The 19,269-nt window shown below is 52.1% G+C and carries 28 protein-coding genes; 16 read left to right on the top strand and 12 right to left on the bottom strand.

Annotation, left to right across the window (positions count from 1 at the left end; genetic code table 11):
• Positions 1 to 92: 92 nt before the first annotated feature.
• The 5 genes from H8K03_14520 (at position 93) to H8K03_14500 (ending at position 2,155) form a co-directional block, all read left to right on the top strand.
• Complete coding sequence (locus tag H8K03_14520; GenBank protein UVT19016.1) at positions 93 to 506, top strand: hypothetical protein; 414 nt, start codon at positions 93 to 95, stop codon at positions 504 to 506.
• A complete protein-coding gene (locus H8K03_14515; GenBank protein ID UVT19015.1) occupies positions 506 to 946 on the top strand; it encodes a terminase small subunit in 441 nt (146 codons plus the stop codon). The genes H8K03_14520 and H8K03_14515 overlap by 1 nt, the downstream gene beginning before the upstream one ends.
• Before the next feature lie 272 nt (positions 947 to 1,218).
• Positions 1,219 to 1,419, top strand: coding sequence for a hypothetical protein (locus tag H8K03_14510; GenBank protein ID UVT19014.1), 201 nt, complete (start codon positions 1,219 to 1,221; stop codon positions 1,417 to 1,419).
• A 60-nt stretch (positions 1,420 to 1,479) separates the two neighbouring features.
• Positions 1,480 to 1,956, top strand: coding sequence for a hypothetical protein (locus tag H8K03_14505; protein ID UVT19013.1), 477 nt, complete (start codon positions 1,480 to 1,482; stop codon positions 1,954 to 1,956).
• Positions 1,957 to 1,975: 19 nt separating this feature from the next.
• Complete coding sequence (locus H8K03_14500; protein UVT19012.1) at positions 1,976 to 2,155, top strand: helix-turn-helix domain-containing protein; 180 nt, start codon at positions 1,976 to 1,978, stop codon at positions 2,153 to 2,155.
• A 293-nt stretch (positions 2,156 to 2,448) separates the two neighbouring features.
• On the opposite strand, the gene nhaD is transcribed toward H8K03_14500, so the two are convergent.
• Together nhaD and H8K03_14490 are read right to left on the bottom strand one after the other, a co-directional pair.
• Positions 2,449 to 3,810: a sodium:proton antiporter NhaD gene (nhaD, locus tag H8K03_14495; protein ID UVT19011.1), complete on the bottom strand. Its 1,362-nt coding sequence runs from the start codon at positions 3,808 to 3,810 to the stop codon at positions 2,449 to 2,451.
• A gap of 408 nt (positions 3,811 to 4,218) precedes the next feature.
• Positions 4,219 to 4,380: a hypothetical protein gene (locus tag H8K03_14490; protein UVT19010.1), complete on the bottom strand. Its 162-nt coding sequence runs from the start codon at positions 4,378 to 4,380 to the stop codon at positions 4,219 to 4,221.
• Between the two features lie 337 nt (positions 4,381 to 4,717).
• On the opposite strand from H8K03_14490, the gene H8K03_14485 reads away from it, so the two are divergent.
• Entirely contained in the window at positions 4,718 to 5,140 is a 423-nt protein-coding gene (locus H8K03_14485) for a hypothetical protein (protein ID UVT19009.1), read from the top strand.
• Positions 5,141 to 6,072: 932 nt separating this feature from the next.
• Here H8K03_14485 and H8K03_14480 read toward each other — a convergent pair.
• Complete coding sequence (locus H8K03_14480; GenBank protein ID UVT19008.1) at positions 6,073 to 6,378, bottom strand: hypothetical protein; 306 nt, start codon at positions 6,376 to 6,378, stop codon at positions 6,073 to 6,075.
• Between the two features lie 20 nt (positions 6,379 to 6,398).
• Positions 6,399 to 6,635, bottom strand: coding sequence for a hypothetical protein (locus H8K03_14475; GenBank protein UVT19007.1), 237 nt, complete (start codon positions 6,633 to 6,635; stop codon positions 6,399 to 6,401).
• Between the two features lie 589 nt (positions 6,636 to 7,224).
• On the opposite strand from H8K03_14475, the gene H8K03_14470 reads away from it, so the two are divergent.
• A complete protein-coding gene (locus tag H8K03_14470; GenBank protein ID UVT19006.1) occupies positions 7,225 to 7,425 on the top strand; it encodes a hypothetical protein in 201 nt (66 codons plus the stop codon).
• Between the two features lie 210 nt (positions 7,426 to 7,635).
• Here H8K03_14470 and H8K03_14465 read toward each other — a convergent pair whose 3' ends face one another.
• On the bottom strand, positions 7,636 to 8,136 hold the full coding sequence (locus H8K03_14465; protein ID UVT19005.1) for a thermonuclease family protein: 501 nt from the start codon (positions 8,134 to 8,136) through the stop codon (positions 7,636 to 7,638).
• A gap of 940 nt (positions 8,137 to 9,076) precedes the next feature.
• Here H8K03_14465 and H8K03_14460 point away from each other — a divergent pair.
• On the top strand, positions 9,077 to 9,967 hold the full coding sequence (locus H8K03_14460) for a hypothetical protein (protein ID UVT19004.1): 891 nt from the start codon (positions 9,077 to 9,079) through the stop codon (positions 9,965 to 9,967).
• A complete protein-coding gene (locus H8K03_14455; GenBank protein UVT19003.1) occupies positions 9,960 to 10,256 on the top strand; it encodes an STAS-like domain-containing protein in 297 nt (98 codons plus the stop codon). The genes H8K03_14460 and H8K03_14455 overlap by 8 nt, the downstream gene beginning before the upstream one ends.
• A gap of 40 nt (positions 10,257 to 10,296) precedes the next feature.
• Here the strand turns inward: H8K03_14455 and H8K03_14450 are convergent, their stop codons facing one another.
• From H8K03_14450 to H8K03_14420, 7 genes are all read right to left on the bottom strand, one after another.
• Positions 10,297 to 10,551 carry a hypothetical protein gene (locus tag H8K03_14450; GenBank protein UVT19002.1) on the bottom strand — a complete coding sequence of 85 codons (255 nt, stop codon included), beginning with the start codon at positions 10,549 to 10,551 and terminating at the stop codon, positions 10,297 to 10,299.
• A 1,162-nt stretch (positions 10,552 to 11,713) separates the two neighbouring features.
• Positions 11,714 to 12,106: a hypothetical protein gene (locus tag H8K03_14445; GenBank protein UVT19001.1), complete on the bottom strand. Its 393-nt coding sequence runs from the start codon at positions 12,104 to 12,106 to the stop codon at positions 11,714 to 11,716.
• 1,039 nt (positions 12,107 to 13,145) lie between these two features.
• A complete protein-coding gene (locus H8K03_14440; protein ID UVT19000.1) occupies positions 13,146 to 14,861 on the bottom strand; it encodes a cadherin-like beta sandwich domain-containing protein in 1,716 nt (571 codons plus the stop codon).
• A gap of 27 nt (positions 14,862 to 14,888) precedes the next feature.
• Positions 14,889 to 15,092, bottom strand: coding sequence for an HU family DNA-binding protein (locus tag H8K03_14435; GenBank protein UVT18999.1), 204 nt, complete (start codon positions 15,090 to 15,092; stop codon positions 14,889 to 14,891).
• 264 nt (positions 15,093 to 15,356) lie between these two features.
• Positions 15,357 to 15,617: a hypothetical protein gene (locus tag H8K03_14430; protein UVT18998.1), complete on the bottom strand. Its 261-nt coding sequence runs from the start codon at positions 15,615 to 15,617 to the stop codon at positions 15,357 to 15,359.
• Positions 15,618 to 15,652: 35 nt separating this feature from the next.
• Entirely contained in the window at positions 15,653 to 15,856 is a 204-nt protein-coding gene (locus tag H8K03_14425) for a superinfection immunity protein (GenBank protein ID UVT18997.1), read from the bottom strand.
• Between the two features lie 39 nt (positions 15,857 to 15,895).
• Positions 15,896 to 16,084, bottom strand: coding sequence for a hypothetical protein (locus H8K03_14420; GenBank protein ID UVT18996.1), 189 nt, complete (start codon positions 16,082 to 16,084; stop codon positions 15,896 to 15,898).
• 101 nt (positions 16,085 to 16,185) lie between these two features.
• Between H8K03_14420 and H8K03_14415 the strand changes: the two genes are divergently transcribed.
• From H8K03_14415 to H8K03_14385, 7 genes are all read left to right on the top strand, one after another.
• Positions 16,186 to 16,326 carry a hypothetical protein gene (locus H8K03_14415; GenBank protein ID UVT18995.1) on the top strand — a complete coding sequence of 47 codons (141 nt, stop codon included), beginning with the start codon at positions 16,186 to 16,188 and terminating at the stop codon, positions 16,324 to 16,326.
• A 156-nt stretch (positions 16,327 to 16,482) separates the two neighbouring features.
• Positions 16,483 to 16,659, top strand: a complete 177-nt coding sequence (locus H8K03_14410; GenBank protein ID UVT18994.1) for a hypothetical protein — start codon at positions 16,483 to 16,485, stop codon at positions 16,657 to 16,659.
• Positions 16,656 to 16,877, top strand: coding sequence for a hypothetical protein (locus tag H8K03_14405; protein ID UVT18993.1), 222 nt, complete (start codon positions 16,656 to 16,658; stop codon positions 16,875 to 16,877). The genes H8K03_14410 and H8K03_14405 overlap by 4 nt, the downstream gene beginning before the upstream one ends.
• Positions 16,874 to 17,287 (top strand): hypothetical protein, encoded by a 414-nt coding sequence (locus tag H8K03_14400; protein ID UVT18992.1) that lies wholly within the window; start codon positions 16,874 to 16,876, stop codon positions 17,285 to 17,287. Before H8K03_14405 ends, H8K03_14400 begins: the two co-directional genes overlap by 4 nt.
• 61 nt (positions 17,288 to 17,348) lie before the next feature.
• Complete coding sequence (locus tag H8K03_14395; GenBank protein UVT18991.1) at positions 17,349 to 18,032, top strand: recombinase family protein; 684 nt, start codon at positions 17,349 to 17,351, stop codon at positions 18,030 to 18,032.
• A 104-nt stretch (positions 18,033 to 18,136) separates the two neighbouring features.
• Positions 18,137 to 18,910 carry a hypothetical protein gene (locus H8K03_14390; protein UVT18990.1) on the top strand — a complete coding sequence of 258 codons (774 nt, stop codon included), beginning with the start codon at positions 18,137 to 18,139 and terminating at the stop codon, positions 18,908 to 18,910.
• A gap of 138 nt (positions 18,911 to 19,048) precedes the next feature.
• Complete coding sequence (locus H8K03_14385; protein ID UVT18989.1) at positions 19,049 to 19,234, top strand: helix-turn-helix domain-containing protein; 186 nt, start codon at positions 19,049 to 19,051, stop codon at positions 19,232 to 19,234.
• Positions 19,235 to 19,269 lie beyond the last annotated feature (35 nt).

The raw sequence follows: 19,269 nt of genomic DNA, 5'->3' as shown, positions 1-19,269 counted from the left end.
AGGTTTGGTGGAGGCGAGGCGCTCAACCCATCGTTGATTAGCCATCTCGGCCCCAGTCTTACCTTCACAATCCAAGGGAAGGTGCTTGCCGCATGACAAACCGGCTCAAACTTCCCGCCCGTCGTTACCACATCACCCAGAAAGTCCGTATTGCTGACAAGCGAACGCTCTATATCTCCGTCCACGACGATCCCTCCCCTGCCGAAATCTTCCTTCGGGTGAAAGGTTCCGATTGCACTCCAGAGACGATCGCGCTTTACGACGTAATAGCCCGTCTGATGAGCGTGGCTCTTCAATACGGTGCTTCCCTCGAAAAGCTTGGTGATCTCCTCACAGGCGCCAAATTCGCCCCATGCGGCCCCGTGTCTGGACATGAGCGGCTGAAACACTGCTCCAGCCTCCCCGATCTGATTGGCCGGCATCTGTTGGTCGAGTACTGCGGTCGTGAGGAGCAGGCCCATGTCACAGGGGCAACAGTCGAAATGTCGGGACAAAGTCGGTCTTGATGAAAAAGCCCTCACGCAAAGCGAAACAGACCAAAGCCGCGAGGAACCTGGCCAAGGGCATGGATGCCAAGACCGCCTTAATTGAAGCCGGTTACAGTGAGTCCTACGCGAAAGCCCGCGGTTATACCGTGGTGAAACGTCCGTACATTCAAACCATCCTCACCGAGTCATGCGACCGTATTATGAAGCGGCGGGATCTGGTCTTGGATGACATTCTGGAGCCAGTGTTCGAGGCGTTGAGCGCGAAGGTGATTGTAAGGAGCCAGCAGTTGGGTGATGCCCAGGAAGTAGACCTGCCGGACCATCAGATCCGGATGCAGGCTTCGGATCGTCTTGTCGACCTATACAGTGGACAGATGAAAGACAAGCATGAAGAAGAGGGACTCGCCGACCTGATCGAAGAACTCGTGAAACTCTCGAGGACCGATGCCTGTCGCTGAAGACGTGAAGGAGCGGTCATGAGTTCAGCAGTGTTGGTGCAATTCCTTTCTCAAGCTACGGGCCTACCTCGGAAGCAGGTAATCAAGCTGTACAATGCGCGGTATCCCTGGCCACTCTGGACGGCACACGATGTTCGAAAGGCAGGCATCCTGGCCCAGGGAAGGGCCTACTCTTTCCCGAAGCACTGGAAGAGGCGGAGGCCATAGGTGAGGCACGGGACGATGTCCTTTTCGCTGCTCTGGATACCGCCGATCGGGCGGACGGAGTGACGATGACGAAACGGGTGCAGGCCATGCTGTCTCTTCCGTGGTTCAAAGAGACGCATGACCATATTGAGCAGGTCGCAGCCCATACGACGGCCGCTCCACTGACCGTCTATCTCCTAGCTATGGCCATACAACGCTTCGCCATCATGAATCCGGGCTTTGAGCTGGTCAACGCCTTCTCGCATAGACGGCGGTTTCTGTGCTGAGACAAGGCGAAAACATCGGTAAAACATAGGTGATTGATGAAGAGAGCAAAACCACGTCCTATGTCACGAAAACAACGGCATCTCAAGACAGCCAAAAATGTGGCCAAGGGCATGTCACCAGTCTCAGCCATGGTTGAGGCTGGCTACAGCGAGAGCTACGCCCGATCTCACGGCTACACGATTGTGAAGCGACCCTACATCCAGAGCATCGTGACCGAGGCGGTTGATCTAGTGATGAAACAGGAGAACAAGAAGTTCGATGCGATCGTGCGGCCACTGGTCCAGGCATTAGACGCGCCATTGATCGTGAAATCAACCCAGCTCGGGGATGCACAGATCCCCAAAGATCCGGAGACCGGCGAGCCGTTCCCCGATCATCAGACGCGCATGGCGGCGGCGGATCGCTTGATCGAGCTCTATGGGGGCTTGCTGAAAACCAAGACGGACGGGACTCTTGGGCCGACCCTAGAAGAGATCGTCTTGGAATCGTATGAGTATGATGGAAACGGCAATCGTTTGCCGGACAAAGCTCGGTGAGTCCTGACATCGGCCGCCGATGAATCTCCTCGATACGAATCGCACCTGGTTCTGGCCCAGCGAGGTGGCGAGAATCTGCCATGTGTCGCGAGCAACGGTCTACCGGTGGATTGAGAGCGGCGAGATCGCCACGATCCTTACCCGTCGGCCGTTTAAGATCCGGCGCGAAGAGGTAGAAAGGATGCTGAATCACACATGACAACGTACACTTCTGCTTCTACGCTCTTCGTACTAAGCACCCGTCTGCCAGCTTCATCTAGTAGTCCGACAGCCCGGATGGTGGCAAGCACAAGCGGTGCGGCCGGTGCGGCATTCGTCAAAGCAGAATTCCTTTCCCGCTTCAGCGAGACATTTGCATTGAGGATGGGCGCATTTCTTCTCCTCCATAATTGCCTCCTGAGAGGATACTGAAAGACGCCGTTCTAGCTTTGCCAAGGGTCACCAAATCTCGAGCTAGGATTAGACCTTAGGTCTAAGGCGATAACCACCACCCTACGGATGAAACAGATGGCGGTTCATCGCCCAGTGCACGCCGATACTGGCTAGATAGCCCAACGCGATTGCCCATGTCCATTTCAGGTGTGCCATGAAGGTATAGATCCCCCGCGCTTGTCCCATGAGCGCCACGCCAGCTGCCGAACCGATCGAGAGGAGCGATCCCCCGACCCCTGCGGTCAGCGTCACCAGAAGCCATTGGCCAAGGTTCATCTCGGGGTTCATGCTCAAGACAGCGAACATAATGGGGATGTTGTCTATAAGTGCTGACAGAATCCCCACAAGGACATTGGCGGCCGTTGCGCCCAGTCCTTGATACAGAAAATCGGAGAGCACGGCGAGATAACCCAGCGCCCCAAGGCCCCCCACACAGAGCATGATGCCGTAAAAAAACATCAACGTATCCCATTCCACGCGTTTCATGCTGATGAAAATATCAAATGGCTTTACGGCAGGTTTCAACAATCCATCGTTCTGTCCCGCATTTTCTTCATCAACCACGGGAATGTCCGTCCATTCGTCCAATTCCTTCCGCCGTATAAAATGCCCATAGGATTTAAGAATCCCCAGGCCGGTCATCATTCCGAGAAACGGAGGCATTTCCAGAAAATGATGCATCACCACGGTGCCGGCTATCGTGAGTAAAAACAACCCAACAATGAGGTAACCGCCAGGCTTCACCTCCACCGGTTCCATTGTGGATGAAGGCTTATCACGTGCGATCGTCATTGCCATGGCAATGGCCGGCACCAGCCAGTTGACGAGTGACGGAACAAAGAGCGCGAAAAACTCTCCAAATTTCACCACGCCTTTTTGCCAGACCATGAGCGTCGTGATATCCCCGAACGGGCTGAAAACGCCTCCGGCATTGGCGGCCACGACCACATTAATGCATCCCAAGGCGATGAAGCGTCCGTTGCCCGCGCCGATCGCCATGACCACCGCGCCCATCACCAACGCCGTCGTGAGATTATCGGCCACGGGGGAGATGAAGAACGCCAGGATACCTGTGAGCCAGAATACGCTGCGCAGCGACAATCCCAATGAAGTAAGCCGAGCACGCAGCGCCTCAAAGATATTCCGCTCGCTCATGGTATTGATGAAGGTCATCGCGGAGAGAAGGAAGAGCATTAGCTCGGCATATTCGAGTAGGGTATCCCGCAGGATTTCTGCAGCGGCATGAGATTGTTTCTGAGCAGCATACGCCAGTGCCGTCAAAATCCAGATGGCTCCTGCCGCGACCATGACCGGTTTGGATTTCCGCAGATGAATGGATTCTTCGACAATAACCAGAACGTAGGCAGCGACAAACACGGCCAGCGCCGTATAACCCGTCCAGTGATGTACAAAACTCGTCATCCAATCCCTTCTAATATGGCGGCAGTTACTGAATCAGAAAATGCATGCGGGGTAAAGAGCACCGCGGTTCTCTTTCCCTACCGATATTGGCATGGCCGCAGGACGGGGCGTGTCTGGAACATGAAATAGGCATATAATGCAGTCGAGGTGTGAAGAGCATCCCATATACGCATGAGATGGAAGACCTAAACCCTTAATGATGAAATTGGCCAGCCTGGTATAGCCGAATACAAACTACCCCCCTCTCTCCCGCCGAGAGAAGGGCCGCTCCACGAGGAGAAAGTCCGCGATGAACCAAAGGAGCGTTCAGTTGAGGTAGCAGAGAGAGCGGATGGGAGCTCGCCTGGGCCCTCTCAAGACGGTTTAAGGACTCGTGGAAAGGCTGTCAGCATCACGCATGCACTCTTGTCAGGCGATGGATTCTTGATGCTGATCGATCTTCCGTGACAATTCATGGACATAACTTGTGAGCTCCAGGACGGCCTTGTAGGACATGTCCTGCTCTTTACCTTCTGCCTGTCTAAGACGGAACTCAAGCTCCTCTATCCGTTTTGATAGTTTACTCACCATGATGCACCTCCCTTTTCTCGAACATCTAGCCGACTTCGTTCATTCTATATGGAATATGTCAGTTAATCATTCGCCTTCCATGGCTGTGAATCCTTAGCTATCGGTCATGCGGGGCGATACGGTAGCGCACCAGGACAAAAAGAAGGCTATGTACCGTCAGGGGCCCTTCGGGGGGAAGGGCCTCATGACCCAGTCCGGCCAGGGGAATTCTGAGTACTCAAGCTTGACTGTTCAGAGCACAATGTCAATGGGCAAGTGATTGCCACTGGATGTCTGAAGAAAACAGGGGCCTTCAAGTCCAGGTGCTGTGGTTCGACAAATTCTAAGGAGTGATGCGATGAAAAACAAGAATCTAACTATATGTCTGCTTTTGACAAGTGTCTGGTTAGCCGCGCCGGTCTTAGTGTCAGCCAAGGGACTGCCTTACTCTGCAGAAAGTTTGGGCGCACATAATTCCTTCATTCACAAAGTGCAGAAGATTGAGGATTTCTCAGCTAAAAGCCATGTTTCCAGTTACGACGGTGAGGCATTCAAAGGATCTTCTGGGGACAAGTCCAGTGGCACGGGCATGAGATCCTATAGCGATTCTCTGGGGCCATCATTCGATATTCATCCTGGCGCGAAGGGTGATACTTCTTCGTCCGGTCCTTGGTGGGACCGTCGATCGTCGGGCGATCCGAGCGTCAAGGATTTGAGTGGCATGGATGGGGGTGGGTTTGCACCGCCTGGTAGTTACACCGGTTCTGAGAGACGTTTTTAGAGGACGAAGATGGGAGCGGCCCCCCTCAAGCATAATCGGATCACCCTGCCGACGATTTCCCGATTCTCACTGGTCTTTATCCGTGAATCGATGATCATTTCCGCCGTGCCAGTTCGAAAGGGGCTCCGTCGCGATAGCTCAGAGCAAAGTAACGATTCCAAACTCGAGATTAGGCGTTCCTTTACGAGCACATGCCCTTACAACCCCGTGAATCTCACTGACCCGGCGGTGTATATCCCGTATTCATCATTGCCCAGATAATGATAGCCAGGGCGAAGGCGCCCAGAATAACGTAGGTGATGATGTCAGCTGGTCCCGGCATAGTGTGACCTCCTTCACGGAGCTAATTTGAATCGATGAGCTGTTGCGCCGTTTTTAGAGCTTCCGCCTCCGCGTCTGCTTAAGAATAATCCCTCCTAGCCACAAACCCCTTTAGAGACGGCGCCTGGGTATTCCCGAGTTCAATAATTGAAAAGTGACACCCCCAGTGTCCATCCTGTTGACCGAGCGTCAATCTGATCGAGCGTCCCTTATAGTCATGCCTCGACGTGGAAACCACTTTAATATAGGTGATAGGGGCATCTGTCGCGCCGCATTCCGCACACGCACCAATAAAGGTCGGTATGGGACGAACGGCCATCTCGTTGCCATTACTCTGTTTCCAGCATTCTCGACAGATCCAGATTACATCGGGCGGTGTTCGGGGAGTATTCATGATGGTTGAGCCGAGGGTGGACAATAGCATTACCCTCACAGGGGAAATGGTCAAAAGTGCACGCGACTCAACTGTTCAATTGAATCCGTCAGCCTGGGCTTTTATGTGATGAAATTGGCCGGCGTGAGGAGAGGCGGGTGCGAGGACGCGTTAATAAGGCTCTCTAAGACCTTCTCAACCCTCCACGGCTCCAGCGAACTGGCTTGGCTTCATCAGCCTATGAAGAAAGAAACTCTTCCAGTTTGGCTGACGCTGGGGACGCCAGACGACATCGAATTGTTTCGTCATCGAGTTGGAGACTATGCAATTGGATGGACAATCTATTGGCATGGTAAATAAATACGCCTAATGGGGCGAGAGCCTTCCTGGTATCAAAGAGCCATGCCGATTCATTAAAACAAAACACTCCTTTAACCTTTTGAAGGTTATCCATATCTGCATAACCACGAAAGTTTGCCCAAGCCTCGATCTCGCGGTGGTCATCTCGGTTCGGTAAGGAAGTAATCACCAGCATGAATGACATGGCGGCCTCTCTATCTTTTGTTATCCAACCGATTCGTCAGGAACTTGGCCATCAATTATCAGTTTGCCGTAGTCAATACACATAATCTCGGCCTCGTCCTTCGTCCCATACGCTTCGTCTTTGAAAAAATGATGAGAGTGCTCTTTGTTACCAGTGGACCACGAAATGTGAAGGTTCAATCCCCACATGCCGCTCTCCACGAGATGCTGAGGAGCGGGCCGAATGATGTAGCCTTTATAGGATACTGCGCGGCTCATCTCTATTGTCCGTGAGACTATTTACTGAAAAGGAACGTATTGTAGGTGGGAAGCCTTTAGGGCGCAAGATAGCGCCCTTAGCAAACGATACTGCTGATCAGAGATGGGCTATTAAATGGGCTCCGATAGATGATCATCCACTCATCACATCGGCCCATCGATCCGTCTCACTATAGTAAGGCGAGGAGCCTATCAACGACCAGGTTGTCCTGAGGAGAGCGAACGAGATCCCATGACGGATTTCTGTCTTCACCCATGTCTCAATACGATCCGGTGGAGGATCCAAAGTTGGAAGAAGCGGTTCGTTGGCCGACCATTCCCCGAGTACCCATCCTCGCGGCGTGAGATGCCATTCAAGGTGAACGGTATCGGTACTCACGATAATTTGTGAGCATAGCAGAAAAAAAACCGCATTGCTGGGCGAAATGCTCAGATTGTCAGGGCTTTAGTGGAGCGGGAAAGTCATGGTCAATAGAAGGCAAAGCATTGGATCAGTCTGGGAGCAGCAGCCTAAGCGAACTTCCTGATCTTGACCTCCGTGAGGGATTGGCTACACTTGCTGACACATTGCCAACTATCCGGAGGAGCGATGATGAAAGCTGACCAGAAGACAAAGCTGCAAGCGGAGATTGATCAATTACAAAAGACGAATCAAGACCTGGTGAGATCATTGGAAATTATCAAGGGACGAGCACGGAACATCGTCGAGGAGCGGGTGGACATCACCAAGGAATCTGCTCGCATTGTGCTTGATGTAGAGCACGCAATCGCAAAGAGCAAGAAGGTATAGGAACTCATGCAGTCACACTGAACGGTTCTGAGAAAGTCCATGCGGCCTCATGTCTACCCGGCATGATTCCTCCTATAATCTGACTCGCATCGCAGCAAAGAAATAATCGGTGTCCTTGTTCCCTCCAGCTGGTAACCGGCAAGGCGCCGATATGATGCGCCTGACCTTCGACAGGTGCCCCTTCAAGCCAGATCCGTAACGATGATTATCTCAGCGGTAGGTCAAAGCCACTTGCTTACCTTTCTTCCGCCACTCCCACGGTGGGACTGGGTTGGCATCCACCCACAGGCCTTTCTTGGCCTGACGCGCTTCGGCTTCTAGGGCCTGTAGGGTTGCATAGTCCGGCGCGTACCTGCGATACCACCAGCACCAGCCTTCCTTCACAAGTTCATGGTTCAGATTCTTTGCATCTCGTAGAATCACCGTTGCAAGCGTGCGTCCATACCGATCCTTGCCCGTTCTCTGAACGGTCACTGTCTGCCCAAAGCTCAAAGTAGACGTGGCCTGCTTCGCTCTCGTGCCAAAGGCTTGCTTCTTCTCAGGACAATCGATCCCGTTGAGGCGGACCCGTTCAGCTTTCTTGTTGTGCAGAACCTCAATGGTGTCGCCATCTAGTACGGCGATAACTTTGCCCTTGAACTCAATACCTGCTGAAGCTAGAGAGGGAATGGGAAGGGCGAGTATCAGGACGAGCGTCCATTGCCACGTCATCGATCGCAACCACACGACGGACTCAGCCGCCCGTCACAACAGAGCGCCCGCCCCTTCTCACAACCACAGACTCCACCATGATGGGAGCAGCAGCCACGCCGTTCCGGGCTTTCTGTGAAAAGCGTCGCCTGCATGGAGCCTGAGCATGGAGCAAGTTCGCTTCCACTGAGTATGAGCACACAGTTGGCCACCATTGGAGTCAGTTTCATCGGCCACTTACTTTTGTGACTCATTAATACGGCCAATGTTTCCATCTCGCATTTCTTTCTCCGCATTCGTCGTACAGTCCGAGCTGACACAGATATCGCTTCTAGGTCGTAAGTCTAATGCTCAATGAAAACACAAACCCGTAAGCACACTTGGTGATTAGAAACAGAATCCGTGACCCTGCTTCACCTTCCACAAGCGTCCATCTTGATCTCGCACCTGACTCTCAAAGATTGGAACGCCCATAGAGAAAGCTGAGAGCTCAAGAATCGTTGCTTGACCTTGATCCCAGAAGATCACGACATATGTGGAGTAAGATTTGAATCTACTTATGCTTCCGACCTTCGCATTAAGATCGACTCCTGATATAACAACCCCTTCAACTGCATAGCCTTTAGACCAGCCATGCTCCATCTCATACTTGACGCAGACCGCTTCTCGATCAGCAGCTATCGCAGATGTTGTTATGACTGTCGTTAGGAGGACAACGATGGGAACTGACACCGTGCTGACTGGCATAGCCACCTCGACAGCGTGGGGTAGATTCTAGAAGATAGAAGAATGGGTCCGCAATGGGATTTTGGGAGGTATCCAGAAGAGCAGACGGGCTTATGTCCTCGTGAACAATCGGTCTGAGGGGAAAGCGGCATCGAGATTCAGGCGTTGATGAAAGCCCTCGAGGCGTGCGAGGATTGATTTTAAGAAAGATGTCTATGCGGATCGTGCCGTTAATATGACTGTTCCTTCCTTTGTGCCGTTTCCATACGTCTGCTCCGAGGACATAACTCATTATAAATTCGCCTTGCAATGCTACACAGCCGCTCTGATCAATTTTGAGCCAGTGAGAATCGAATGCGGCAACACAGTCCAGTTTAGACCTCTGGGACTCACATTGCTTGCAGCCATGATTCATGACCTGCATTTACGGGGCAAAGACATTTTATTCACTCCTCCTGCTAAGGCTGAGACTCTCCAGTACCTTACAGACCAGGGGTTTTTTGAGGAGTTTGATTTCCGGGGTCCCCGTCAGCTGCTACGTCGACGGGCAAACAGCAAAAGCGTTATGTTGCGTCGGCTTGATCAATTTGAGGGATCATATCCGATGCAGATTGCAAATTGGCTGGTGGGCAACTCCAATATTCCGCGTTATGCAATCGTGGAGATGGTTACGGTTACATTGCCGGAAATTATCTACAATGTTTTCGATCACAGCAAGTCATTAATCGGGTGTTGTGTCTGTGCACAGGCATATCAGAGCACAAAGCAACTAATGATCTCTGTTACGGATTTCGGTATTGGATTCCTTGAGACACTCACACGATTGTATCCTCAGCTTAATTCTGAAGCCTCAGCCGTCGCATTAGCAATCCAGCCAGGTGTTACCAGCAGAGCTCGCCAGAACAATGCTGGTGCAGGTCTACACATCCTTAGCGAGTGGCTGAGAATCCACCATGGCGACCTGGAAATAATATCGAAGGATGGGGTGTGGAAGCAGTTTTCCGATGGGAAAACGATGCAAATGACTTTGCCCTTCTCTTTTCCAGGTAGTTCCATTAATCTATGCATTCATACTGATCTCCTTCAGCCAACCTTCCACAATCAAGAGGAGGACCGGTATGCATAGAGTATTGGTCGCAGAGGGACTTAGTGTTTACTGTGGGACGGTTGAGGAGGGTGATCAATTATACGAGAAAGTGAAGCGTCTATTAGTCAAGGGAGAGAAGGTATTACTTGATTTCGACGGTGTTGAAATTGCTTCCAGTTCATTCTTCGGAACCTTCATATATAGGCTACATGCGGATTACGGATCAGACGCTTTGGGGACCCAGGTGAAATATTGTCTTCTCCTGCCTCGGTTGCAGTTTGTGCTAAACCACACATTAACTGCAATGCATAGCCAAATAACGAATTAATTCATCTAATTGATATCGGCAAAGATCTTCACCGAATCGGCTAGCGCGAGGCAATTTTCTCCAACATCTTCCGCTGCCGAGGCGAAGGAAGTTTAAACTTCGCCAGACCGCCAGGGACGCCGGGGGTCGCCTTGAGTTCGATGATGTGATCGGTCACATGGCGCGGCAGGTCATGAATGTTGGTGAACCGATACCAGGCGCCGGCCTTCTTTAGGAGTCCTCCGGAAATCAGATCCTCGAAGTCGATCGGTTTCAGTAATTGATTCACTCCTTCCTTCCATTCTTTCCGTGTCATGGTTCTCCTTACTGCTGCTTACCCTTCTTCCATCTGGCCTGCACAGGCTTTCGCGCTCTATTCAGGACCAACACTAGCACTTTTGGTGGTTCCACGTTCTGAGCACATGTTGAGTGTCAAATTTGAGCACGTATTCACGACACCAGGTTGAGCCTCCGTACTGACCAGCCGTCGCACCAGAATAACGATACAGCCAAATTGATTCACCAGTGCTTAAGGTGCGTTCATTCATTGGCGGGCCTAGCTTCGAAGTGATCTCATCCTGTGTTGCTCGTCCGGTCGCTTCCTGGAGATACTGTGCTCGCCAAGGTGTGCAGCCATATAAAAGAAGCGTAGCGATGACTATGATTAACAAACCCATATATCCAATCGTCTTAGTTTTTCTATTTAGCATCTACAAGCACAGGAGTGGCCGGATCTGAGCATCTAGATGAAGGGCCATATATTTCTGTGACTTTAACGGTCTGACCTTCGGACGTTCTTAGTTGGGTTCCAATTGTTGTTGTCCGAGACACACAGTGTGAGCCTTTCGTCTGTTCCGCCTTCCATCGAGCCAGATCATGTGAATCCACCAGCGAATAACCATGTGCTCTCATGCATGCATGGTAGAGCTGTTGATTTATCTGTGGTCCCCCTCCAGTGTCCACGGGCAAAGACATTACATTTTGTCCCATGGGCATATGTATATACGCAGGCGCTCTAGGAGAATTAGATGATGCTTCTAGCTGACATCGGTAATTGTCACCGTGTATATCACCGTTCCCGTACCAGACCACTGATTGACGCTTCGCCTCTTCCATCCAAATCCATTCGCTGGCGCAGAGCATGAAAATGGTTAAGGCGCAATTTGCTGTCCTGGCCCCAAGCTTGCCAGCCACAACGGCTATATTATCGTCGTCATGAATTATGAGGCTACTACAGCCCGTTAACAGCAATGAGCAGCTGAGAGCTATGGCTATGGAGGAGGTAATAAGAGGTTGAGATCGTGCCATGTTTGCGGATCGCTATTGTTGTTATTTGCTCGCCCGCCGGCTATCCAGCGCCAACGTAATCCCCTTCTGTTTCACTTCTTAATATGAGCTTTCAGGATTTCCAGCATATCTAGCAATAGAAATGTTAGCCCCACTTCGCCTGCATTTGTTGACCTGTATAGTATAGCGGGCTAGTGAACCCATACCGTAAACAGAACAAGCAATGAAATGACGGCGAGCGAGACAACCCGCCACATCAACATGAGAATTTGAGCCAGAATGTAGGCAGGTATCCAGCCAAGACCGAACCCGAATAGAAAGCCATAAGCGGCCGCACATCCAATCCACGTGACCAGGAAAGTTAACGCGCCGATCGCAATCATCCCGATGTCAGGATCGATATGAAATTCTTTCCGTTCATACCCGCCTTCAAGGTTTGTAAAGAAATCGGCCAGAATGATAAGCCCAAAGAGTGTGAGAGTCGCGGCAATAACCGACTGAATGCCTTCCTTGAACTGATAAAAAATGACCATGAGCACAGTCCAGGCAATCCATAGTTTGTGTTCCAGAAGAAAAGCCAGCATGCCAGAGGGCTTACTTGGTGGATAAGGTTCAATGAGAACCGGCCTATTGAACTCCATAACAGCCCCTCCTCTCCGTCCGATCCTTGACCCGCTTCCCCGCTTTACTGGTGAATGGCTTTGACAAGCTGAGCACGATTGGAAGGCAAATATCGCTATCTACTCAAAACGATTCTTACCCTGTTCAGCCCACCGAGCCTTAGTCGACTCAGCAATCCAAGGCGCACGCTTCTCTAGCAAAGCGGACGCTCGGTTATGCCAACTAACGATTTCGTCCTCTAATAGCCTAATCATGTCGTTATTTCCCGCGCCGCGAAGTATATGTACGAAGACCTTGAGAAGTGAGGAGTAAATTGAACAGAAGTGATACCAGGTACGGTAGATATTTTTATCATCTGGCTCGAAGAGTGGCATCGTACGCATAGTATCTGTTGTCACCAACTTTGTGATAGTTCCCAAGCCAGCGTGCACAGCCATTACACTGAACATGGCATAGTCTATTTTCAGCTCGCTCCAAAATTCAGGTGGCTCGCTGAATAGCTTCCCGCTCGCAAATGCTTGTCGATATTGTTCAGATGGTCGCCAATCAGAACTTGAGGAGTCTTTGGAAATTGGATAGGCGTCTCTGTAGACTTCTAAAAGATTCGGGTGCTTGAAGAGCCGGTAAGCAGTAGCTGTTTCCTCGATAGCTCGACGCGTTACCGACTCAGCGTCCCCAAGTCTTCGCCTTAGAAGATGGGATACCGCAGAATACATACTACTTTCCGCACAAAGAAAAAGATCTACCGAGGCCAGGAGATGCCGATGTTTGGTCGAAAGCTTCGTAATGGTTTTAAGTTTAATATATAGGTGTGCAAGATCTGCGAAGAGCTTTAGCTCCTGTTCCCACTGAAGGCGAGAATTTTGAAGAGTCTGCTGTTCCTGTTCGAGAAAAAAGAGAAGGTCTCGTACTTCCTCTATCAAGTAGCCACCTATTTCCCTTCGGCAGAATCCCCTTCTTTTCCTCTTCTGAAATCGGCCTGTTAAGTGAAAGTCTGTGTTTTTAGAACAATGTGCGGACAATGGTAACAGAATATGTCTTTGTGTCACCGTTCAGAGCCGTGACAGTGATCGATACCGATCGCGGCACCAGTGGCGTGAGCACAAAGGTCTGTTGCCCTGTAGCAACTCCTGCCCCTGCCGGCACATCCCCGGACATCACTGCATTCGGATCAGATTTGGTCGAAGAGACGGTCAGGCTATCAACACTGAGCGGAACCTCTACAGTGTAGGTCGTCGTGCTCGCAGCAAAGGCAGGAACTAATGTCCCAGGTGTCACCGTCAGTGCCGACAGGTTGTTGTTACTTGCAGGCGCTGCGCGATTCACGGTGAGGGCGTACGTCTTTGAGACACCATTTGAGGCGGTCACGATGATCGACACTTGTTTGCTTGTCCCTGGCCCATCGAGCGGGATAGTTGCTTGTCCTTGATTGGGCACATCGCCCGATAGCACAGCATTCGAATCGGACTTCGTTGCCGTCACGGTCACTTCGGTAACGTCAGTGGCCAAATCCACCGTGTAGTTCAAGGTTCCCGAAGCAAATGGAGGATTCATGGAGCCTGGTGTGATCATTAAGGCCAACAGATTGTTATTCACGTCCAAGGAGGCGCGCATGACGTTCACGGAATACGCTTTCTGGGCCCCATTCTGGGCGGTTACCACAATATTGATAAAGGTGCTCGATCCGGCCGCATTCAACGGAATGGTTCGAGCCTGCCCGGAGTTGGTGGCTTGATTATTCACTGTCATGGTTGCCGCGGTATCTTGCAGTGTCGGCGTCACCGTAAATTGGGTCACGCCGCTTCCTACGTTGACTGTGTATCCGACTGTGCCTGCGTTGAAGGCCGGGGCCAACGGTCCCGGTGAAATGGCTAGACCTTGCAAGTTGTTATTGGCGGACACTCCGCGGCTTACAGTCACGAGATAAGTTTTGTCATTGCCGTTCTGGGCGGTCACGATAATCGTGATCTTCGTGCCATGGCCTGGGCCATTAAGGGTGATTGCACGGGCTTGACCGGAGATCGCGGCTTGTCCATTCACGGTGACCGTTGCAGCAGGATCCGACAGCGTGGGAGTGACATTGATGCTTCCGACATTGTTGGCAACACTGACGGTATAGCTTTGCACGTTCGCATCGAATGCGGGAGCCAGAGTGCCTGGCGAAACCGCCAGACCAGCCAGGCTGTTATTCCCCCTTAGAGCGGGTAATTGGCTGGACATTGATGCTTGAGCAGCTGTCGTGCCCGAAGCACCGATGACACCAGGTAGTTTCAGGTAGGCGACGAGGCGATCCATATCCCTATGAAAATCCGGATCGTGGCGCACTACGATTCCGTTACGGTAAGACAGATCCCTAATGCTAGTCGGGAGCCGATCAGCAGGCGGTATGACTGCCCCATTCACCAAGACCGGAATCACTGGAATCTGTCGTTTTAGGGCTGACTCCACCTCTATACGGACGAAATCTGTTGGGTCCTCCAGTTTAGACTTGCCTTTGGTTCCACGTTTCCTAATCCAATTCGGTCCGATCACGGCGAGGAACACCTCGCACTTGGCCACCTGCTCGTCGAGATATTTTCGAAAATCGATACCATAAGGGATGGAATCAACATCCTTAAACACCAACGCTCGGCCAAATTCATGAATGAGTCGATCGTAGATTCGACCAGTGACATCGGCACTATCCTCGCGGCGATATGAGATCAGGATTGTGCTCATTGCTGAAAGTCAAGATACAGGCCTAACTCACTTCCCCTTCGGCAGAAGCCCTTCTTTTCCGCCTTCCCTGCCTTCTGCCGATGGAGAATTTATTTCCGTCTTGAAAAGGTTGCTCGCATTAAATGTCACCACTCGGCGGGCTGAGATCGTTATCGCTTCGCGTGTTCTGGGATTCCGTCCTGGGCGAGCGTGCTTATGTCGGACTGTAAACTTACCAAAGCCGAAGATCATGATCTGTTCACCGGCCTGAGGGGTGGTCTTGATGCCGATGTCATAGTGTGTTGCCCGGCGAACTTCTGATACATGCCATGATCGGCGGTCAATCTTGCGGCGGTTGAGGGCCCCAGCGTAACCCGGCCAGATCAGGGTCTTCTCCTTCGGAGGCCTGGCCGGAGGTCCGTTTGTTGGCCTGGCGTTGAAGGCGGCGGGCCTCCTTCTCCCGTTGCTTCTGTTGCTGGGCTCGTTCGCGATCGCGCTTGCTGTTGGTGGTTTTCCCTAGTCCTCCGATGGTGTCCTCCTCTCCACATAATGAAACCGCCCTTGCCGCAGTTCACTTGCTACAAAGTCTTCCTGCTCGATAGAGGTGCGGGGGCTCAGCGTAATGGCTTTCTGGTCCGCAAACGCTTTGGCCTCATCGGCTATGTAGAACTTCGTTGCCTTCGAGCGATCGCTCGTCGTGGCCCGATTCAACGCAATGAATCGCGACCGGTGTGCCCCAAACAAAATCACGAACCGCCGATAGGCATTTCGGATCACCTGCACTGCTCCTTCGGCCGCTATCCTCTGCTCAGTCAGGCTACGCGTTCGCTCTGTCCCCGCTTTAACGACCAGAACAACGCGACCCCCCAGCCGATCACCGTCCATCCTAACGCGAGATTCACGACCACAATCGTGATGCAGTTGCGAAGCCCCCGCCCGAGGGCGATAAACGAGGGAAGGAAATACAAGCACGCCTTCCCCAAGGTAAAGAGGTTGCCGACGAGATCATCCTCCATGGGTCACACCCTTCCTGCGGGGTTGCCTGGCGTTTTGTGTTATTTCCCTTTCGGCAACAGCCCCTTCTTTTCGAGTTCCTGAATCCGCTCTTCAGCTAGAGATAGAAGAAACGCCTTCACAGTCCGCCGTTCTGCCAAAGCGGCTTGCTTCAATCGAAATACAAAGTCTTTAGGAACGCCTCGAATGTTGATCGTGCCTTGGTGACTTGCAGGCTCTTTCTTGAGCATGGGGCCGGATACTAGCAGCCTCCACCGGGCCTCCTCAAGCACCAGTTGACACACTTATGTATCAGATGATACATATATGTATCATCACAGGAGGTGAGGTCATGAAGCTGGCACGTATGAATATCTCAATCCCAATAAATCTCAAAACCAAGCTTGACGCCGAACGGAAGCGCGGCACCAGTGCAGCGGGGCTCATTCGGCATTTGCTGGAGCAGTACTTCAAGGGCAGGAAGGCCGCGTAACTCACAACCAACCAGGAGCGGTTCCATGTATCTGTATGTTGATTCATTCGAGGGACTCTCGCGAGATGAAGTCCTTCAGAAGACATTTGACGAACGCTCGGCCCGGACGGTCGGGCCAAGGTCCTCAAGTGGGCAGAAGAGGAAGGCGTAACCTACATGGATGTGCTGCGAGATATCGCTGATGATTACGACGCGGCCATGGCGGACCCAGTCCAGCGCGAAGAATGGCAGCGAATTAGTCAAGAGATGGACGAGAAGATGGCGATGCCCTTCGGTCCAGATCCCCGGAGGGGAGCGGATGGGTCCAGGGACGAAGACGAGGATGTCCTATGAACTTCAAACAGTTTCGCAGACCAGCCAATGGCCACGCCCGTACAGCGTTTGCGGGTGGGCGAAAAGTCGGCGGGCGCGGCTTGCGGTTGCAATCGAAATTGGGCAAAGCCATCGACTTGCAGCGGCTGGAGTCTCTGCTGGCAGAGGCACGAAAGCCGAACATGAGCAGGTCGTGCGAATCACAATCCACTCTTATTGAAAGGAAGGAAACGACATGAAGAAGAATAAACAATCGAAGAAATTGCCGAATGCTAAGGTCATGCTCCACGCCCGGGTCTTGCTCCGGGATCAGCAAGGCAAGATTTTCGACGTGACGAACGCTGAATGCGGGTACGGGCTCAGGAGTCTGGAACAGATGGGCTCGACTGCAGTCGAGGATCTCATCCGCGTTGAGGAGCTCTTAGGGGTCCTCGCCCTCGCCGCGGAGAACCGGCCCAAAATAGATGCCCACCTGGTTCTCCGTATCCTCGAAGAAGTCGGCGTCATCTTGGATGAGAGTGGTGAGCTAGCGTCCTATGTACGCTCCACACAGGAACTGTTCGAGGAGGCAGAGGGCTTGCCTCCGGTGAGTGGCCCAGATAAGAGGAAAGGAGGTCGCACTCTGACCCTTGTGAAGTCTGCCTCATGAAGGAGGAAACAAATACACAACTTCAAACGCTCGTATGGTTTTGTGTATAGGACGGGAGATTATGGCAAACCGAGCTGCACTGGCTTACATGAGAGTCTCCACCTCGGAACAGGGAAACAAGGGTAATGGCCTGGCCGCCCAACGAGAGACTATCGGCCGCTTCGCCGACGCCGAGGGTTTCACGATCCTCGACTGGGTGGAAGAGATCGAAACGGGTAAGGGGGCCGACGCCCTGACCAGAAGGCCCAAACTCGCAGAGGTTCTGCGCCAAGCTCGCCGGCTCAAATCCCCAGTCATCGTCTCCAAGCTCGACCGGCTCTCGAGGGACGTGGCCTTTATTGCCGGCTTGATGGCTGAGCGTGTCCCTTTTATAGTCGCAGATCTAGGGCCTGACGTGGATCCGTTCGTGCTGCATCTGTATGCAGCGCTCAGCGAAAAGGAACGCAGTATGATCTCGGTCAGAACTCGCGAGGCGTTAGCCGCATTGAAACGTCGAGGGGTCAAACTCGGCAACCCCTCACATCGAAGCCTGTGTGATGCCTCACGTCGCGGAGCTCATGCGAGACAACTGGCGGCTGACTCCTTTGCTCGTTCGATCAGGCCGATGATCCTGGGTTACAGGGCACAAGGGTTGACCCTTCGTGCTGCGGCTGATGCGATGAACCAAAGCGGCGTGCCGACTTATCGAGGTTCAGGCACCTGGACCGCCACTCAACTCTCACGGATTATGACTCGATCTTCATGATCGTGTGATTCTTGAGAGGCAACGGCTGGCCTCTTGAACCAGCCGGCGGGCGTTTCCTGGCGCCCGTGCCTCTCTTCCTCACCAGGACCCGACAGGAGGGACAGATGGGTAGCAGACCTAGAAAAAGGAAATGTCCCTACCCATATCCAATTTTGCCGTTGCCTTTTAACGACTCGAGCCCGAATCCCCATCCATGGTGTGTCCATACAGTCTTTCACATCGAAGCCATTCTTCGGAGCGAACAGGCCCACAAGGCCCATCGTGAAGGGGACTCACATTTCCAGGAGTTTCTGAAGGAGCACGGGATTAAATGCGACACGCTGAAGGGAGAGCATCACGTGTTATTTACTCCTTATCCGGGAAGAGGCAATGATGCTCTAGAGCAGACTTTTCTAGATCATGGAATCCTTCCCGGCGGGATAACTGATCTCACAAAAGTCGTGCATTTGAGACCATCTGAGTTGTGGGGGGAAAGTGGTGAAAAGGAGATACTTAGGTCACTTCGAAACCCACGATCTCAGTTCGTATATCTCAAGCTTGATCTAGACCAGAGTCCATCTGCACTTGTGAAAGCTCTTCGTCCCTACCTCACACAAAAGCGTGAAGAGTGGTTGGCGTCTAAACCTCTAGACGCGATTGATGAATGGTATAGAGAAACACTTGATCCGGTCTTTGGAGACGTTAGAGTCTGGGTCAGATATTTCCAGTGTTATGATCTGCTTGTCCACCATTCCATATGGAGTTATGGCCAAATCGCAAACAAGGTTTATGGGACATCTGAAAAGCGCGATACAGCCGAGCTCGCAATTCGAGAAATTGAACGAATCATAGCGGCAGCCGAAATGAAGAATTGGCCACCTCGCAAACCTTCCCGATAGTCATTTCACTTCTCTGAAAGCTCCCGTCACATAGTTTTATAGGGATGTACTGAATAAATCCTTACCTCCCCATTTTGCGCTGAGGCACGGTATGGCATAACGCGATGCAAGGCCATGCGTTGTGAAACAGGGGGAACTATGAGTGAAGAAGCTTTGGTGAAGATAAAAGACTGCGCGAGAATTCTCGGCATGAGCGCCCACTCGCTCTACAACCTCGCAAAAGCGGGCAGAGTACCGTCCTATTCGGCAGGCGGGAAAATGCGTGGCGTTCGCGTATCAGTCTCTGAAGTTCGAGCTGCATTGAAACGCCCGGCTGTTCAGTAATGAGCAGTTTTATGATGATCGCCAGTCGAATGGGT

This window comes from Nitrospira sp. (assembly GCA_024760545.1).
In the GTDB taxonomy this organism is placed as follows: Bacteria; Nitrospirota; Nitrospiria; order Nitrospirales; family Nitrospiraceae; genus Nitrospira_D.
This window is presented reverse-complemented; position numbering and strand designations above follow the sequence as displayed.

Excerpts from the sequence above, each read along its gene's own strand:
- H8K03_14520 (UVT19016.1), top strand. The coding sequence starts at position 93 with ATGACAAACCGGCTCAAACTTCCCGCCCGTCGTTACCACATCACCCAG.
- H8K03_14515 (UVT19015.1), top strand. The coding sequence starts at position 506 with ATGAAAAAGCCCTCACGCAAAGCGAAACAGACCAAAGCCGCGAGGAAC.
- H8K03_14510 (UVT19014.1), top strand. The coding sequence starts at position 1,219 with ATGACGAAACGGGTGCAGGCCATGCTGTCTCTTCCGTGGTTCAAAGAG.
- H8K03_14505 (UVT19013.1), top strand. The coding sequence starts at position 1,480 with ATGTCACGAAAACAACGGCATCTCAAGACAGCCAAAAATGTGGCCAAG.
- H8K03_14500 (UVT19012.1), top strand. The coding sequence starts at position 1,976 with ATGAATCTCCTCGATACGAATCGCACCTGGTTCTGGCCCAGCGAGGTG.
- nhaD (UVT19011.1), bottom strand. The coding sequence starts at position 3,810 with ATGACGAGTTTTGTACATCACTGGACGGGTTATACGGCGCTGGCCGTG.
- H8K03_14490 (UVT19010.1), bottom strand. The coding sequence starts at position 4,380 with ATGGTGAGTAAACTATCAAAACGGATAGAGGAGCTTGAGTTCCGTCTT.
- H8K03_14485 (UVT19009.1), top strand. The coding sequence starts at position 4,718 with ATGAAAAACAAGAATCTAACTATATGTCTGCTTTTGACAAGTGTCTGG.
- H8K03_14480 (UVT19008.1), bottom strand. The coding sequence starts at position 6,378 with ATGTCATTCATGCTGGTGATTACTTCCTTACCGAACCGAGATGACCAC.
- H8K03_14475 (UVT19007.1), bottom strand. The coding sequence starts at position 6,635 with ATGAGCCGCGCAGTATCCTATAAAGGCTACATCATTCGGCCCGCTCCT.
- H8K03_14470 (UVT19006.1), top strand. The coding sequence starts at position 7,225 with ATGATGAAAGCTGACCAGAAGACAAAGCTGCAAGCGGAGATTGATCAA.
- H8K03_14465 (UVT19005.1), bottom strand. The coding sequence starts at position 8,136 with ATGACGTGGCAATGGACGCTCGTCCTGATACTCGCCCTTCCCATTCCC.
- H8K03_14460 (UVT19004.1), top strand. The coding sequence starts at position 9,077 with ATGACTGTTCCTTCCTTTGTGCCGTTTCCATACGTCTGCTCCGAGGAC.
- H8K03_14455 (UVT19003.1), top strand. The coding sequence starts at position 9,960 with ATGCATAGAGTATTGGTCGCAGAGGGACTTAGTGTTTACTGTGGGACG.
- H8K03_14450 (UVT19002.1), bottom strand. The coding sequence starts at position 10,551 with ATGACACGGAAAGAATGGAAGGAAGGAGTGAATCAATTACTGAAACCG.
- H8K03_14445 (UVT19001.1), bottom strand. The coding sequence starts at position 12,106 with ATGCTGGCTTTTCTTCTGGAACACAAACTATGGATTGCCTGGACTGTG.
- H8K03_14440 (UVT19000.1), bottom strand. The coding sequence starts at position 14,861 with ATGAGCACAATCCTGATCTCATATCGCCGCGAGGATAGTGCCGATGTC.
- H8K03_14435 (UVT18999.1), bottom strand. The coding sequence starts at position 15,092 with ATGATCTTCGGCTTTGGTAAGTTTACAGTCCGACATAAGCACGCTCGC.
- H8K03_14425 (UVT18997.1), bottom strand. The coding sequence starts at position 15,856 with ATGGAGGATGATCTCGTCGGCAACCTCTTTACCTTGGGGAAGGCGTGC.
- H8K03_14420 (UVT18996.1), bottom strand. The coding sequence starts at position 16,084 with ATGCTCAAGAAAGAGCCTGCAAGTCACCAAGGCACGATCAACATTCGA.
- H8K03_14415 (UVT18995.1), top strand. The coding sequence starts at position 16,186 with ATGAAGCTGGCACGTATGAATATCTCAATCCCAATAAATCTCAAAACC.
- H8K03_14410 (UVT18994.1), top strand. The coding sequence starts at position 16,483 with ATGGATGTGCTGCGAGATATCGCTGATGATTACGACGCGGCCATGGCG.
- H8K03_14405 (UVT18993.1), top strand. The coding sequence starts at position 16,656 with ATGAACTTCAAACAGTTTCGCAGACCAGCCAATGGCCACGCCCGTACA.
- H8K03_14400 (UVT18992.1), top strand. The coding sequence starts at position 16,874 with ATGAAGAAGAATAAACAATCGAAGAAATTGCCGAATGCTAAGGTCATG.
- H8K03_14395 (UVT18991.1), top strand. The coding sequence starts at position 17,349 with ATGGCAAACCGAGCTGCACTGGCTTACATGAGAGTCTCCACCTCGGAA.
- H8K03_14390 (UVT18990.1), top strand. The coding sequence starts at position 18,137 with ATGGGTAGCAGACCTAGAAAAAGGAAATGTCCCTACCCATATCCAATT.
- H8K03_14385 (UVT18989.1), top strand. The coding sequence starts at position 19,049 with ATGAGTGAAGAAGCTTTGGTGAAGATAAAAGACTGCGCGAGAATTCTC.